Origin of the sequence: Klebsiella sp. GG_Kp146, assembly GCF_040061975.1 — a bacterium.
Lineage (GTDB): Bacteria > Pseudomonadota > Gammaproteobacteria > Enterobacterales > Enterobacteriaceae > Klebsiella > Klebsiella quasipneumoniae.
In genome coordinates, this window is record NZ_JBEAHA010000003.1 from 247,095 (window position 1) to 262,008 (window position 14,914).

The window sequence follows — 14,914 nt, forward strand, 5'->3', positions numbered from 1 at the left end:
TACCCGGCCTACAGGACCCTCTCACAGGGCTCATACCCCGTAGGCCCGCGCAGGCGCAGCGCCGCCGGGCATGAGGAGATTTACTTCCCGGCTTCCGGATGGGTATCGAACGCCGCCATCACCGCCGCCAGCGCCGCTTCGCTGAAGCCATGTTTAGGATCGTCCACGCCGAGGCCGAAGCGGGTCTGCAACCCTTCGTACAGCGCGGAGACATCGGCAAAATCGACCTTCTCCACCACGTGGTTATTCTCCCAGTGGGTAAAGTGGAAATTGGTGAGGGTCATTTTGCCGCCGTCAGGCAGATGACGGCACATCAGCAGGTGGTGACGGAAGTGGGACTGCGGCCAGTGCGCCGACCAGAAGTTACCCATCACATAATCAGACGCATACTGGCGGCCTAAATCGAAATGGTACATCGACTGCCAGTGTTCGTGATGGTTGAACTGCAGCGTCCACTCATCCCCTTCATGCACCAGACGATAGCTGCCGTGCGGCGTCTGCTGCGGGATATCGGCCAGCAGCTTGATCGGCGCGGTCAGCGTCTGGCCGCCGAAGCCAACGTCGGCTACCCAGCGCTCGCCCGCCACTTCCACCAGCAATAAACGGTGAGTGCGCGGCGGCATCTGCGGCGGATTGGCCAGCACCACCCGGCCAAGCAGGCTGCGAACGTTAAAGCCTATTTCGCGCAGCGCGCGCTCCAGCAGGCCATTTTGTTCAAAACAATATCCCCCGCGGCGGCCGGCGATCAGCTTCTCTTCCAGCGCCAGGTCGTCAAGATGGATCTCGCGCGGCAGCAGGACGTCGAGGTTTTCAAAGGGGATGGCGCTGTTATGCTGCAGATGCAGTTGGCGCAAGGTATCAATGGAAACTTCAGGTTCGCCCGTCCAGCCCAGACGGGAAAAATAGGCGCGTAAAAAGGGACTCATCAGGGTCTCCAGCTGTAGGTGTCCGACATTTATAGCCTATTTTTCCGCACCGACCCTCTTTTTTGTGCGCTTGCCGTTAACCGCGCGTGCTGCGCTGCATCAGCGCCAGCGCCGTCAGCATCAGGACCAGACCGGTCAACAGCGTCAGGCTGGCCATCGCCATGCCCTGACCAACGGATCCCTGTTCAAACTGGCGCCAGATAAACACCGCCACGGTCTGCGTGCCGGCGGGCGACAGCAGCAGCGAGGTCACCAGCTCCCGGGACGCCACCGCAAACACCATCAGCATCGCCGCCAGCAGCGCCGGAAAGACCAGCGGCAGGACAATCAACCGCAGCGCCCGCAGCGGCGACGCGCCGTGCACCCGGGCGGCGGGCTCAAGGTTCGGGCCCAGCTGGCGCAGCGCGCTGCCGACATAGCGCACCGGCCAGGGCAGCAGCAGGCAGCAATAGGAGAGCAGCAGCATCCACAGCGTGTTGTAGGGCGAGCACGGCCAGAAGGGCTGATTCCACAGCAGGATCAATCCCACCCCCACCACCACGCCGGGCAGCGCCGCCGGCATCAGCGACAGCGCATCCACCACCCCGCGCCCTTTGATCTTCTGCACCATTACCAGCCAGGCGGCCAGCAGCCCCAGCGCGCCGACGATCAGCGCCGAACCTAACGCCAGCGACAGGCTGACGCCGAGGGCCGACAGGGCGTCGCCCTGCTGGTCGAACAGCGCCGCGAAGTGACGCAGCGTGACATTCTCCAGGCTCACCCCGCCCGAGAGGGTGCCCATCAGGCTGGTGAGCATCATCGAGACGGCGGGGACCCCGACCGCCAGGCCGCCGACGGCCGCCATCACCAGCAGCGCGGGCAGCGTCATCCAGCCCAGCGACGCTCCGCGGTTTTCTCCCGGTTTACCGGTGACGCTGGTGACCTCCTTCTCCCCCACCAGCCGCGTTTGCAGCCACCAGGCGAACAACGCCACCGCCATCAGCAGCAGCGACAGCAGCGCAGCGCCGGTGAGATCCACCGGCCAGTCGGCCAGCTTTTTCTCAATGCCCACCGTCAGCATCACTACTCCCGCCCGACTGCCCAGCGCCGCCGGGACGCCAAACTCCTCGATGGCGAGAGTAAAGGCCAGCAGCATCCCCGCCGCCAGCGCCGGGGAGAGCATCGGCAGCGTCACGTGCCAGAAGCCGCGCCAGGCGCTGGCGCCATGGACCCGGGCGACCATCGCCAGCCGTTGCCCGCTCGCCAGCAGGCTGCGGGAGACGGCAAAGTAAACCACCGGAAAAATGTTAAAGGTCATCACCAGCACGATCCCGCTGCGGCTGAACAGCAGATCGTTTAGCTGCCAGCCAGTCAGCTGCTGCAGATAGCCCTGGCTTTGCAGAGCCAGCATCCACGAGAGCGCCGAGATATAGGGCGGCGTCAGAAAGGGGATCAAAAACAGCAGGTCCCACAGCCGGGGCAGCGGCAACGAAAACATACCGCGCAGAATACCGAGCGGCAGGCCGATCATCACGCTGGCCACCGCCACGCCGCCGGCAATCCACAGCGTACCGCCGAGCATCGACGGCAGCTGGGGGTCGGCCAGCAGCGGCGAGACACCGCCAAAGGCGTCATGGAGCGAACCGGCGCTAAAATGGGGAAAAATCGCCTGCAGCAGAATAAACAACAGCGGTAACGCGACCAGCAGCGTCAGGGCGGCAAGCGTCACGCCGGAAAGGAATTTTTGTTTCACAGCGGTTCCTGAAACGAAGCGTTCTCCGGCGGCCAGCGCCGGAGAACCGTGTCAATTAGTGGGCATACAGCTGACTGAAGCGGCTGAGGACGGCGCTACGCTCGCTACTCCCCTCGCCGCTGGTGGGCAAGACCTTCAGCGCTTCCAGCAGCGGGCGTTTGGCGGCCACATCGCGGCGAGCGGGCATCAGCCAGGCGTCGGCGACCCGCGCCTGACCTTCCGGCGACAGCACGTAATCGATAAAGGCTTTGGCCTCGTCGGCATGCTGGCTGGTTTTGAGGATCATCATCGGGCGCGGGGCGATCACCGTCCCGCTGGCCGGGAAAATCACCTTCAGCGACTCGCCCTGCTGAATATTGCCGTAGGAGACATAATCCACCGCGCCGAACACCGCCGCTTTCGCCCCCTGCATCACCGGCGTCACCGCCTGGGCGTTGGGGCCGCTGACCACCATGCCGTTCTTTTTCAGATCGTCAAACAGCTGCCAGGCCTGGTCGCCCATGCTGTTTTGCAGGCCAATCAACAGATCCAGCGACGCGCCGGAGAGCGACGGGTCGGGCGTGGTCACCTTGTCTTTAAACGCCGGCTGGGTGAGGTCGCGCCACTCTTTCGGCTCCGGAGTGCCGCTTTTGCTGTTCCAGACGATGCCAAGCGCCGAGACTCCCTGGGCGATATAGTCCGCCGATTTCAGATTAGCCAGTACCTTGTCGGCGTTGGCGCTGTGAAAAGGCAGCAACCAGCCCCGGTTGTGCAGATCCTCCGCGGTATCCCATGAAGCGGAGATCAGCACATCCGCCTGCGGGTTGGCCTGCTCGGCCTCCAGACGGGCCATCACTTTGCCGGTGGTGGCCTGGAAAACGGTCACCTTCACCCCGGTCTGTTGTTCAAAACCACTGGCCAGGTTTTTCGCCAGCGAGCCGGGGCCGGCAGTGTAAACGGTCAGCGCATGGGCGCTGGAGAGCATCATGGCGGAGAGAGCCATCGCGAGTACCACTCCTTTCTTAACGGTCATAACGGTGTTCATGCAACTTCCCCTGAGGTTGGCGTAACGGCGCGGACAGCGGCCACGCGGCCCGCGGATAAATGGACGATCCGGTCGGCTAACAGGTCGGCTTCACGGCGGTCGTGGGTGACATACACGGCGGTGGTGCCGAGCTGTCGCAGCAGGCGGCTCATTTCGCCACACAGCGATTCGCGCAGTTCGCTGTCCAGGTTGGATAGCGGCTCATCAAACAGCAGCACCCGCGGCGCGGCGACGATCGCCCGCGCCAGCGCCACCCGCTGCTGCTGGCCGCCGGAAAGGCCTGAAGGTTTACGTTCCGCAAAGCCGTGGAGGCCCACCCGCGCCAGCGCCTCGCTCACCCGGCGCTCGCGTTCGGCGCGGGCAACGCCGCGCATGCGCAGCGGAAAGGCGACGTTCTGCGCCACGCTCATATGCGGCCAGAGGGCGTAATCCTGGAAAACCATGCCGATATCGCGCTGTTCCGGGGGCAATCCCCATCCTGCGCGGGCGACCAGCCGATCGCCAAAGCGGATTTCACCGCTGGCCGGCACGCTCAGCCCGGCCAGCAGGCGCAGCAAGGTGCTTTTGCCGCAGCCGGACGGGCCCAGCAGCGCCACAATGCTGCCGGGTTCGATATGCAGCGAGAAGCCATCGAGAATGGGGATCTCTGCGAAGGCGAATGAGACCGCCTGCAGAGTGATAGGGGTCAGCGCGCGCATTGTCGCCCTCCCTTGCGGGAAAGCAACCCCTGCCCGGCGGTCGACATCCGACGGGGCGCGCTCACCTGGGATAACATCAGGGGAGCCAACATATTGTGATCCTCTTTGGGACTTTGTGCTGGCGACTATAGTCAGACGAGATGACGTATTGATTACATTTTCATTGCGGCTTAACGTGTTACCTGCCAACCGACCCATTACTCAAGGAACGCCTATGAGCCGCTTTCGCCACGTGGAACTGCAGTATGCCAGCCGCCTGCTCAACCACGGCCCGACCATTTTGATCACCAGCTACGACGCTGCGTCCGACCGGCGCAACGTCATGGCCGCCGCCTGGTCGATGCCGGTGGAATTCGCCCCGCCGCGGGTGGCTATCGTGGTGGATAAAAGCACCTGGACGCGGGAAATCATCGAGCGCAACGGCACCTTCGGCATCGTGGTTCCCGGCGTGGCCGCCGCCAGCTGGACCTACGCGGTCGGCAGCGTCAGCGGCCGCGATGAAGACAAATTCAATGCTTACGGAATTCCGGTGGTGAGCGGCCCGGAACTGGGACTGCCGCTGATCGAGGAGAAGTGTCTGGCATGGATGGAGTGCCGTCTGCTGCCGGCGACGGCGGCCCAGGAGCAGTACGATACGCTGTTTGGCGAAGTGGTTTCCGCCGCCGCCGATGAGCGCGCATTTGTCACCGGACGCTGGCAGTTCGATGACGATAAGATCAATACCCTGCATCATCTGGGAACCGGCAATTTTGTCGCCAGCGGCCGCCACGTGCGGGCCAATACTCCGGAAGAATAAATATTCAACTACTGCGCACTTTCTCCCGGGGGCGGCGCGCAGCGCCTTGCCCGGGCTACCGGATCGCAGATCGCTGGAGACGCGTAGCCCGGACAGATGCGCAGCATCGCCTCCGGGGAGAGAACTAGCTCTGCAAACGCCGCCGGTCTTCGCTGGGCGTCAGGCCAAAAACCTTTTTATATAAAGTGGTAAAGTGATTACTGTTGGCAAAGCCGCATAGATAGGCCACTTCGGTAATCGTCATATCGGTCTCGCGTAATTTTACGCGCGCCGAAACTAATCGCAGACGCTTTAAATAATTATCCGGCGTCAATCCCGTCGCCTCTTTAATATGGCGAAAAGCGGTACGCGTGGTCAGATGGAATTTCTCCGCCAGTTGCTGCCAGTTATGCTCTTCAAAGCAGTGCTCCTGTAACCAGGTCAGCAATTTATGCAGCTTATATTTAGTGGTGCTATATTCGGCTTCGGTTTCGGCATGCAGAATCGTCGTCACCAGCTGGAAAAACGCGGCTTCGCGCAGAGCAATATTTTGCTCCTGCCGCAGCTCGGCAGAAAATATCTTATCCACCAGTTCCTTGCAGATATGGCGGGTGTCCGGCGCCAGCCAACCGTAGCAGGACGCATTCTGCGCAGAGAAAGTCTGTAATAAGGTATCGAGAGGCTGTAAATAATGAAAGCCTACCAACGGATTAATCAGCACATTAATTAACTTAAGCGTCCCCAGCTCATCATAATAATGAACGTCGCCAGGCTGAACGTAAAAAACGTCGCCCTGTTGAATATATAGTGGTCTGCCATTAATAACGTGTAAACCGTGCCCTTCCTCAACGATCACCAGCTCAGCAAATTCATGACAATGTTCATGGCTATTATCTTCCGGATCGCTGGCATACATGCCCAGCTTATCCTGCGGATGGGTGAAATAATACTCAACGGTCAACATCATCATCTGTAAAGTCCAAAACGGCTTACGGCGCAGAGGCAAGATAATGCATTTTCCCGACCGCCACGAGCAATATGTTTGGAAGTGTGATCGGCAACTCGCCCATCTCATTATCAGTGCCAATCTGGCAAATGCATTGGCATTGCCAGAGTGGTTGCCCCCGTGGCCGGCATCTTATGCTGCGGACAAATAAATACAGAGGACGCAGTATGTCACAGGCAATTCAGCATAATTCTCAGGTCTCGATGACCCGCCACCCGGATTTTCTACGCACCGCCGAGACGCTCCGGCCCGCGCTATGCCGCCAGGCGTACCCGCCGATCGCCGTGGTGGAAGCCCACGCCGACGCCACGGCGCTGTTTGGCTGGCGCGCTGAGCCGGTAAGTTCCCTGGCCGCGTTTTATCAGCGCGAGCTGAGCAGCGGCGATAGCGTCATTATTGATTTTGGCAGCCACTTTGTTGGCTACCTGCATTTTCTCTGTCAGAGCGTCGGGAGCCCGCCGGACGCTCCGGCCCATCTGCAGTTCACCTTCGGCGAAACGCTGAGCGAGGTGTGTGAACCGTTCAGCGATTACCAGGGCTGGCTCAGCAGCAGCTGGCTGCAGCAGCAGGATCTGTGGCTTGATGTCCTGCCGGCCAACGTTGATCTGCCGCGCCGCTACTGCTTCCGCTATCTGAAGGTGGAGGTCAAAGCCGTGTCGCGCAAGTTTCGTCTGCAGTTCAACCAGATTCAGGTGAATGCCGTTACCTCCGCCAGCGGCGCATGCCCGGCAGCGACAACCGCCGACCCGCAGCTCAAGGCCATCGACAGCGTTGCCGTTCTGACTCTGCAAAACTGCATGCAGGAGGTGTTTGAGGATGGCCCCAAACGCGACCGCCGCCTGTGGCTCGGCGATTTACGTTTGCAGGCGCTGGTGAACGATGTGACCTTCGCCCGTCACGATTTAGTACGCCGCTGCCTGTACCTTTTCGCCGGGCATACTCGTGAGGACGGTATGGTATCGGCCAACGTGTTCGTGCAGCCGGATGTCATTGCTGACGATACCTTTCTTTTTGATTATTCTCTGTTTTTTGTTGACGTTCTCTACAACTATCTGCAAAGCGCGGAGGATATTGCTACGGCCCGCGAGCTGTGGCCCACGGCCCGTCGTCAGATTGAACTGGCGCTGAAACGCTGCGACGCCTCCGGGGTTGTGCGCGATAGCGACGACTGGTGGGTGTTTATCGACTGGCAGGCATCGCTGAATAAACAGGCTGCAGCGCAGGGCGTGCTGATTTACTGCCTGCAGCGCGCCGTCTGGCTGGCGGAGCGTTTCGAACCTGAGCTGGCCGTCCGCTATCGCCAGCGTTTACAGCAGCTTAAAGCTGCGGCCCTCGATGTCTTATGGGACGAGCAGCAAGGCTTCTACATCAGCGGCGAGCAGCGGCAGGTCTCATGGGCATCGCAAATCTGGCTGGTACTGGCGGAAGTCGGTACTCCTCAGCAGCGCCGGGAGATCATGCATAATCTGGAGCAAAATCCCCCCGCGATCGCCATGAACACGCCATACCTGCGTCACCACTATATTGCAGCTCTTCTGCAGTGCGGGCTGCGCGACGACGCTATTGCGCAGATCAAAGCCTACTGGGGAGCAATGGTCGACTACGGCGCCGATACCTTCTGGGAAATCTTCGACCCGGCGCATCCTGATTTTTCCCCTTATGGCAGCAAGCTGATAAACAGTTATTGCCATGCGTGGAGCTGCACCCCGGCCTGGTTTATTCGCCAGTACGGACTTTAACAACAACGATAAGCGAGTTTACTTTTATGGCAGAAACAACCTTTACCCTTTGGCGGCAGCGCCTTGGCTATGGCATCGCCGACCTCTCCTGCAACCTTGTGTGGCAGATGATCTCTCTTTATCTGATGTTCTTTTACACCGACGTGATGGGCCTGCCCGCTTATTACGTAGGCCTGATGTTCCTCGTGACGCGCCTGGTGGACGGCGTTGCCGACGTGCTAATGGGGCTGGTTATCGACAATACCGCCACCCGCTGGGGGCGCTGCCGTCCGTATCTGCTGATTGGCGCGATCCCCTTCGGACTGCTGTGTATTCTGGCCTTCTACGTGCCTGATTTCGGCACCACCGGTAAGCTGATCTACGCTTTTGTCACCTATCTGTGCCTGTCGTTTCTCTATACCCTCGTTAATATTCCATTCTGCGCCATGCTGCCGTTTCTGACGAACGACTCGCGGGAGCGCACGACGCTGTCGGCGGTACGTATTCTGCTCGGCTCGCTCGGCGCGACTATTGTCGCGGTCGCCACGCTGCCGCTGGTTGGCGCGCTGGGGAAAGGCAATCAGGAGCACGGCTTCTTCTATACGGCGGTGGTTTTCGGCGTTATTGCCACCTTTTTTCTGCTGGTGAGCTTCCGGAACGTTAAGGAAAATATCAGCATTACTCAGGAGCGCATGACCTTAAAACGCGCCTGGGTCAGCCTGCGCGCCAACCAACCATGGTTCGTCTTCGCCATCAATATTTTCCTGATGTGGGGCGCGTTTTTCTTCCAGACCGGGGCGCTGGTCTACTTCTTCCATTATTACGTCGGTAATAACGATCTCACGGCGATCGTCGCCGGGATCTCCACCTTCGTTCCTCTGCTGGGTACCCTCACCGTTCCGCTGCTCGCCAGCCGGATGAAAAAGCGCCACGTCTATCTGGTCGCCAGCGCGATCAACCTGGTCGGCATGGTCATGATGATGGCGGCAGGCGTTAACAGCTGGGGTCTGGTTGCCGGAGCGGTCGTACTCTCGCTTGGCGCCGGACAGCGCACGGCAATTTACTTCTCTATGCAAGCCGATCCGGTGGATTACGGAGTATGGAAAACCGGCATCAATACCGCCGGCATTTTAACCTCCATCAACGGCTTTCTTGGCAAGGTGGCGATGGCGGGCGCGGGAGCCATTACCGGGGTCCTGCTCTCATCCGGCGGTTATATCGCTAATCAGACGCAAAGTGACGGCGCGATGCTGGCGATAAAAGCCTGCTACCTCTATATCCCGGCGCTGCTGATTGTCGCCTCAATGCTGTGGATGGGTCGCTTCTACCGACTCGACGACCAGTACGAGCAGATCCGCGCCGACCTTGACGCTGGACGCCGTGCGCCGTCGAACCCATCGCCCGTTGCTGGAGAAAACCACGCCCTGTAAGGCGCAGCACCCCCTACATACCTCTGAAAAAAATAAGGATTGATATGCGTATCTCTTTGATTAGCGCAGCGGTTTGCTGCGCCCTTTTTTCGGCTTACGACGCGAGTGCGGCCCCGCTCACCGTCGAACAACGGCTGGCGCAGCTGGAGGCCCGGCTTAATCATGCGGAGCAGGAGGCCGGAGAGGCCAAACGTCGGGCGCAGCAGGCGGAGCTGCGCACCAGCGCCGCGGAACAACGCGCGGCGGCAGCGGAAAAGCAGGTGCAGACCCTCAGTCAGCGCACCGCAGCGACCGAGCAAAAGCAGCAGGCTGCCGACAAACAGCTGGCGAAAAGCAGCCTCAGCGATGGCTTCGAGTTCAACGCCTACGCGCGCTCCGGGATGCTGGTTGACAGTCATGGTAAAGGCGCGCGCGGCGGGCCGGGAATCTCCCCGGCCAGTTCGCTCAACGGCGATGCCCACGTTGGCCGTCTCGGCAACGAGAAAGATAACTACGTGGAGCTCAGCTTCGGCAAAAAAATGACCTTCAGCGACGGGTCATGGGCGCACTTTAAAACCATGCTTGCCGACGGGGCAACCAACCCGGATCCATGGGTACAGGATAACGACAGCCACCACCTGAACGTGCGTCAGCTGTACGTCGAGATGGGCAATTTCGCCGATTTTTCCGGGCCGTTCAGGAGCGCGTCCATCTGGGCGGGCAAGCGTTTCGACCGCGATAATTTCGATATCCACTTTACCGATAGCGATATTATGTTCCTCGGCGGTACCGGCGGCGGGATCAATGACGTGAAGTGGGGGGATACGCTGCGCGGCGATTACTCGGTCTATGCGCGTAACTTCGGCGATCTGGGTAGCGATAACTACCAGGATAACGATATACAGAACCTGATGTTCACCGCCAACCACTTCTGGAACAACTGGCAGCTGATGACCACGGCGATGACCGCCCAGGGCAATGATGATCTGAAAGATAATACCTCGACCACCGGCAGTTACGCTCTGCGCAGCGATAATACGGCGAAAAACGGCTACTACGCGATGCTGGCATATCACGACAAACAGCAATTCTATGGCCTCGCGCCGGGCGTATCTGAGAGCGCCCTGCAGTACGGCGGCGGGCTGGGCGCCGAGGCGCGCCAGCCCGGCAGCGATGGCGATCTTACCGAGAACGCAAAGTCCCTGCGTTTTGCGTCCTACGGCATTTTGCCGTTGGGGAAAAACTGGCAGCTTGCACCATCGGTTATCGCCCAGCATAGCGAAGATCGCTACCGCGATGGCGACCGCTACGATTGGGCAACCTTTAACCTGCGGGTTTCCCAGGGCATCACCCGCAACTTCGCCCTGCTATACGAGGCGTCCTGGCAATATATGGACCTGAATCCCAACGGCCGAACCTATCGCTACGACAGCGGCGTGCATCAATACCAGGCGGTGAGCGGCGATTTTTACAAGCTGACCTTCGCCCCGACGTTCAAAGTGGGCGATGTGTTTGATATCAAAGCGAGGCCGGAGATCCGCTTCTTTGTCACGTGGATGAATTGGGATAAAGACCTGGATCGCTATGCGATCAACGATGATTTCGGCAGTAAAGGCTTTACCGCCGGAGGAAACTGGAACTTTGGCGTGCAGACGGAGATTTGGTTTTAATAAAGCAGCCCGTCCGGGGCAAACGCCTGGACGGGTTGATTTAAATACACGCTGTTACTTAACGCCTACGGCCGCTGCAAAGTCCTGCTGTTTTAAACCTGTGGCTTCACGTATCGCTTTCACGTCAATTTCGCTGAAGGTATGAACGTGCTGCTCCTTCGGCATTTGTTGACCTTTCTCGATCCTGACCATTTCTTCTGCACTCGCCAGCAGATCGGCAAACAATTCATCTTTCATATACACCTCAGTTGGCTCTCTGGCGCTTAGGATAGATGAATATGATGTTTCTCTCAGTGCGTAGCCGGAGATTCCCCTGCCGGAGGCGGCGCAAAGCACCTTGTCCGTTGGACAGATGCGCAGCATCGCCTCCGGGGCGCCGGGTTACATGCTATAACCCGGCTTCTTAATCAACTGCGCCATCTGCGGGGCGATCTCGCTGTCCCACACCGCCTGCCACGCGTCCGGCTCAACCTGAGTGAGCGCGACGCTGACCGCGCCCTCTTTACTGTTCAGATGGCGGATCAGCACCTCGGTAATGTCGGCGGCCAGCGCGGTTTTTTGTTCGTCAGTCAGTTCACGGGGAAAGCATTTAATATCAACATGCGGCATAGCAAAGACTCCTTGTGGTGAAGGCCATAACGCTACCACAGAATGGCGGTTGCGGTTGGCATCGCGTGCGTTAAATCAGCTTGTTACGTCGTAGCGCCGCGGCCAGCTCCGGTCGCTGATAGATCGCCAGGGCGACGGCGGCAAATTTGGGCGTATGGGCGTTAAACCACGCCTGCCTGGGCCCCCAGCTATACATCGCCGCGATATAGCAGTCCAGGAGGGTAACCGACGCGCCCAGCGCCCATGGCCCGGCGACCAGCTGCTGTTCGAACCAGAGATAAAGGTTGTTCCGGTACTGGCGACAATTTTCCACCAGCTGCTCCGCCGCGGCGGGCGCCCAGCGTTCCGGGTAGTCGGCATAGGTAAAGGTGGGATAGACATTCGCCACCAGCCAGATCAGCAGACGCTGAAACTGCTGACGCTGCGGCGTCCCCGGCGCGGGGGCCAGATCGGGGCGCTGGTCGAGGATCATCAGCGCGATGGCGGCGGTTTCGGTCATGATGCTGCCGTCGGCCAGCGTCAGGGTAGGCACCTGGCACAGCGGGTTAATCTGCCGCAGGCGCTCGCGCGCCGGGCCGGGCTGGTCAAAGCCCTCGACGTCAACCACCTCGTAGGGAATATCGGCCAGGGAGAGCATCAGCTCGCTAATCGTCGAGCCCCATCCCGGCACGCCATATACGGTAATCATGGTCTGCCTCCAGGGTAAAGCCTAAGTGTAGGCAGAAAATTGCCGCTCACCCACCCGGCATACCCTGGCCCTGGCGGTTAGTAGGTGATCCCCGGCGGGTTGACCACCGACTGCGCCACCGCTTCGCCCTGCTCTCCCCAACGCGCCAGCACCTGTTGATATTCACCGCGGGCGATCGCCCCGTCGAGGGCGGCCTGTAGGGCAAAGACCAGACCGTTGCCTTTTTTAGTGGTCGTCGCCACCCAGGCTTTTTTCGGCCCGAGGCCTACCACCCGGGTCTGGCCGTTAAGGGCCGCTTTATAGGCGGCCACCGACTGCGGGCCGAAAAAAATATCCGCCCGCCCGGACTGGATATAGAGGTTGCCGGATGCATCATCGGTCAGGTAGACCGGCTGGGCCGGCGCCCGCCCGGCGGCCCGGTTGTCCTCATTCCAGCCCAGCAGGATCCGCTCCTGATTGGTGCCGGACCCAACGATCACTTTGCGCCCGGCGAGGTCTGCGGGTCCATGCACCGCGGCGATGTCGCTGGTGGATTTCACCGAAAAGGCCAGAGAGTCCACCCGGTAAGTCGCAAAATCAAACTTCTCTTTACGCTTCTCGGTTACCGCGATATTGATCAGCGCCACATCGTAGCGGCCGGCGGCGATACCCAGCGGCCAGTCCTCCCACGCGGTGGGCACCAGCCTGAGCTTCAGGCCAAGGCTCCCGGCCAGCAGGCGGGCTATATCCGGGTCGCTGCCGATCCGCGTGCGGTTGTCGCTGGCCAGCAGCGCCAGCGGTGGCGAATTGAGCGCCGAGATCGCCACCGTCAGCGTCCCCGGCTCCACGAAGCGGTAGCCCGGCGGAATTTTCGCTATCGCCTGCGGGTCCCGGGTGACCGGCAATGGCTGCTCATTGGCGCGCAGATCCAGCGCCGCGTGAGCGTCCAGCGCCAGGGCGCTGAATACAAGGGTCGCTATCGCTCTGTTCATGACGGCAGCACCCTGGATAAAAACTGCCGGGTACGCGGATGCTGCGGATGGTTGAGCACCTCGTCGCTGCTGCCCTGCTCGACGATCCTGCCGTCGACCATAAACACCACCTGGTCGGCCACCTCACGGGCAAAGCCAATCTCGTGGGTGACCACCACCAGGGTGGTGCCAGAGCGCGCCAGCTTCTTGATCACATCCAGCACCTCGCCCACCAGCTCCGGATCCAGCGCCGAGGTGGGCTCATCAAACAGGATCACCCGCGGGTCCAGCGCCAGCGCCCGGGCTATGGCGATACGCTGCTGCTGGCCGCCGGAGAGATGCCGCGACCAGGCGTCGGCTTTATTGCGCAGTCCGACGACGTCCAGCAGCTCCCAGGCACGGGCAATGGCTTCTTTGCGCGTGACCTGCCTGTGGGCGATCGGCGCCTCTATCAGGTTCTCCAGCACCGTCAGGTGCGGAAACAGGTTAAAGTTCTGGAACACGTAGCCGACGTTGATCCGCTGGCGGAGGATCTCCTTCTCTTTCATCTCATACAGCTTGTCGCCTTTGCGGCGATAGCCAATGTAGTCGCCATCAATCTGAATAAACCCCTCATCGACGCGCTCGAGGTGATTAATGGTGCGCAGCAGCGTCGACTTGCCCGAACCGGAAGGGCCGAGGATCACCGTCACCGTGCCCGGAGGTATCTCCAGCGACACATCGTCCAGCGCCTTGTGGCGGCCATAGTATTTGCTGACCCCGGTGATAGAGATATGGCCATTACGAGAGCTGAGCATGGACGGCCTCCTGGGGCTGTGGTTGACGTGCGGGTTGATTCAGACGGCTGCCGCGGGTGCTGTTCACCGCCGAGCGGCGCTCACTGCGCGCCAGGCCACGTTCCACCAGGTACTGAATGGCGGAGAGGACGCTGGTGATCGCCAGATACCAGGCGGCGCCGACCATCAACAGCGGGATCACCTCCTGGGTACGGTTGTAGATCATCTGGATGGTGTAGAACAGCTCCGGCATCGCCAGGACGTACACCATCGCCGTTCCTTTCGCCAGACTGATGATCTCATTGAAGCCGGATGGCAGGATGGTGCGCAGCGCCTGCGGCAGAATAATGCGCAACGTGCGTCGCCAGGCGGGTAGCCCCAGCGCGGCGGCGGCTTCATACTGCCCGTGGTCAACGCCGAGGAAGCCGCCGCGAATAATCTCCGCGGTATAGGCGCTCTGCACCAGGGTCAGGCCTACCACCGCCGTGGAGAATTGCCCCAGCACGTTTATCGTCTGGTAGCTGGCCCAGGTGACGCCGGTAAACGGGATCCCCAGCGACAGGGTGTCGTAGAGATAGGAGAAGTTGTAGAGAATGATCAGCACGACAATCAGCGGCAGCGAGCGAAACAGCCAGATATAGCCCCAGGCGAGGCTGCTGAGCAGCCACGATGAGGACAAGCGGGCCAGCGCCAGCAGGCCGCCGAAGATCACGCTCAGCACCGTGCCGAGCAGGGTCAGAAGCAGGGTTTGCCCCAGCCCTTCGAGGATCACCGGGTCGAAGAACCAGCGGGCGAAGACGCCCCACTCCCAGCGCGGGTTAAAGGCCACCGACTGGATCACCACCGTCAGCACCAGCAGGGCCACCAGGGCTCCCACCACCCGCAGCGGATAGCGCGCCGGCACCACTTTGATCGTTTCAGATGTATGCATCA

At 60.5% G+C, this 14,914-nt stretch carries 14 protein-coding genes and 1 pseudogene; 4 read left to right on the plus strand and 11 right to left on the minus strand.

Features of this window, described 5'->3' with window-relative positions:
- Positions 1-80 precede the first annotated feature (80 nt).
- From nhoA to ABLU95_RS05690, 4 genes are all read right to left on the minus strand, one after another.
- Positions 81-926, minus strand: coding sequence for an N-hydroxyarylamine O-acetyltransferase (gene nhoA / locus ABLU95_RS05675; protein WP_048297608.1), 846 nt, complete (start codon positions 924-926; stop codon positions 81-83).
- Positions 927-1,002: 76 nt separating this feature from the next.
- Complete coding sequence (locus ABLU95_RS05680) at positions 1,003-2,658, minus strand: iron ABC transporter permease (RefSeq protein ID WP_348879009.1); 1,656 nt, start codon at positions 2,656-2,658, stop codon at positions 1,003-1,005.
- Positions 2,659-2,713: 55 nt separating this feature from the next.
- Complete coding sequence (locus ABLU95_RS05685) at positions 2,714-3,682, minus strand: ABC transporter substrate-binding protein (protein WP_277475719.1); 969 nt, start codon at positions 3,680-3,682, stop codon at positions 2,714-2,716.
- Positions 3,679-4,380, minus strand: coding sequence for an ABC transporter ATP-binding protein (locus ABLU95_RS05690; protein WP_218810942.1), 702 nt, complete (start codon positions 4,378-4,380; stop codon positions 3,679-3,681). Before ABLU95_RS05690 ends, ABLU95_RS05685 begins: the two co-directional genes overlap by 4 nt.
- A 214-nt stretch (positions 4,381-4,594) precedes the next feature.
- On the opposite strand from ABLU95_RS05690, the gene ABLU95_RS05695 reads away from it, so the two are divergent.
- Positions 4,595-5,176: a flavin reductase family protein gene (locus tag ABLU95_RS05695; protein ID WP_048297612.1), complete on the plus strand. Its 582-nt coding sequence runs from the start codon at positions 4,595-4,597 to the stop codon at positions 5,174-5,176.
- 124 nt (positions 5,177-5,300) lie between these two features.
- Here the strand turns inward: ABLU95_RS05695 and ABLU95_RS05700 are convergent, their stop codons facing one another.
- Positions 5,301-6,125, minus strand: coding sequence for a helix-turn-helix domain-containing protein (locus ABLU95_RS05700; protein WP_277475720.1), 825 nt, complete (start codon positions 6,123-6,125; stop codon positions 5,301-5,303).
- A 203-nt stretch (positions 6,126-6,328) separates the two neighbouring features.
- On the opposite strand from ABLU95_RS05700, the gene ABLU95_RS05705 reads away from it, so the two are divergent.
- The 3 genes from ABLU95_RS05705 to ABLU95_RS05715 are packed head-to-tail and all read left to right on the plus strand — an operon-like array spanning position 6,329 to position 10,958.
- Complete coding sequence (locus ABLU95_RS05705; RefSeq protein WP_348879011.1) at positions 6,329-7,900, plus strand: sugar hydrolase; 1,572 nt, start codon at positions 6,329-6,331, stop codon at positions 7,898-7,900.
- A gap of 26 nt (positions 7,901-7,926) precedes the next feature.
- Positions 7,927-9,309, plus strand: a complete 1,383-nt coding sequence (locus ABLU95_RS05710; protein WP_044523481.1) for a glycoside-pentoside-hexuronide (GPH):cation symporter — start codon at positions 7,927-7,929, stop codon at positions 9,307-9,309.
- Positions 9,310-9,353: 44 nt separating this feature from the next.
- Positions 9,354-10,958, plus strand: a complete 1,605-nt coding sequence (locus ABLU95_RS05715; RefSeq protein WP_048297615.1) for a carbohydrate porin — start codon at positions 9,354-9,356, stop codon at positions 10,956-10,958.
- A gap of 60 nt (positions 10,959-11,018) precedes the next feature.
- Here ABLU95_RS05715 and ABLU95_RS05720 read toward each other — a convergent pair.
- From ABLU95_RS05720 to ABLU95_RS05745, 6 genes and pseudogenes are all read right to left on the minus strand, one after another.
- A pseudogene (locus ABLU95_RS05720) lies at positions 11,019-11,195 on the minus strand (transcriptional regulator); the annotation flags it as partial.
- A gap of 144 nt (positions 11,196-11,339) precedes the next feature.
- Positions 11,340-11,567, minus strand: a complete 228-nt coding sequence (gene pptA / locus ABLU95_RS05725; protein ID WP_004891592.1) for a tautomerase PptA — start codon at positions 11,565-11,567, stop codon at positions 11,340-11,342.
- Between the two features lie 70 nt (positions 11,568-11,637).
- Positions 11,638-12,255, minus strand: coding sequence for a glutathione S-transferase family protein (locus tag ABLU95_RS05730; RefSeq protein WP_065881607.1), 618 nt, complete (start codon positions 12,253-12,255; stop codon positions 11,638-11,640).
- 77 nt (positions 12,256-12,332) lie between these two features.
- A complete protein-coding gene (locus tag ABLU95_RS05735) occupies positions 12,333-13,184 on the minus strand; it encodes a transporter substrate-binding domain-containing protein (RefSeq protein ID WP_072096569.1) in 852 nt (283 codons plus the stop codon).
- Positions 13,185-13,222: 38 nt separating this feature from the next.
- The gene (locus ABLU95_RS05740) at positions 13,223-14,002 is read right to left on the minus strand and encodes an amino acid ABC transporter ATP-binding protein (RefSeq protein WP_348879012.1); all 780 of its coding nucleotides are present in this window, start codon (positions 14,000-14,002) and stop codon (positions 13,223-13,225) included.
- Entirely contained in the window at positions 13,986-14,912 is a 927-nt protein-coding gene (locus tag ABLU95_RS05745) for an amino acid ABC transporter permease (protein WP_277475736.1), read from the minus strand. Before ABLU95_RS05745 ends, ABLU95_RS05740 begins: the two co-directional genes overlap by 17 nt.
- Positions 14,913-14,914 lie beyond the last annotated feature (2 nt).

Coding starts and splice junctions, on each gene's coding strand:
- nhoA (WP_048297608.1), bottom strand. CDS start 926: ATGAGTCCCTTTTTACGCGCCTATTTTTCCCGTCTGGGCTGGACGGGC.
- ABLU95_RS05685 (WP_277475719.1), bottom strand. CDS start 3,682: ATGAACACCGTTATGACCGTTAAGAAAGGAGTGGTACTCGCGATGGCT.
- ABLU95_RS05690 (WP_218810942.1), bottom strand. CDS start 4,380: ATGCGCGCGCTGACCCCTATCACTCTGCAGGCGGTCTCATTCGCCTTC.
- ABLU95_RS05695 (WP_048297612.1), top strand. CDS start 4,595: ATGAGCCGCTTTCGCCACGTGGAACTGCAGTATGCCAGCCGCCTGCTC.
- ABLU95_RS05700 (WP_277475720.1), bottom strand. CDS start 6,125: ATGATGATGTTGACCGTTGAGTATTATTTCACCCATCCGCAGGATAAG.
- ABLU95_RS05705 (WP_348879011.1), top strand. CDS start 6,329: ATGTCACAGGCAATTCAGCATAATTCTCAGGTCTCGATGACCCGCCAC.
- ABLU95_RS05710 (WP_044523481.1), top strand. CDS start 7,927: ATGGCAGAAACAACCTTTACCCTTTGGCGGCAGCGCCTTGGCTATGGC.
- ABLU95_RS05715 (WP_048297615.1), top strand. CDS start 9,354: ATGCGTATCTCTTTGATTAGCGCAGCGGTTTGCTGCGCCCTTTTTTCG.
- pptA (WP_004891592.1), bottom strand. CDS start 11,567: ATGCCGCATGTTGATATTAAATGCTTTCCCCGTGAACTGACTGACGAA.
- ABLU95_RS05730 (WP_065881607.1), bottom strand. CDS start 12,255: ATGATTACCGTATATGGCGTGCCGGGATGGGGCTCGACGATTAGCGAG.
- ABLU95_RS05740 (WP_348879012.1), bottom strand. CDS start 14,002: ATGCTCAGCTCTCGTAATGGCCATATCTCTATCACCGGGGTCAGCAAA.
- ABLU95_RS05745 (WP_277475736.1), bottom strand. CDS start 14,912: ATGCATACATCTGAAACGATCAAAGTGGTGCCGGCGCGCTATCCGCTG.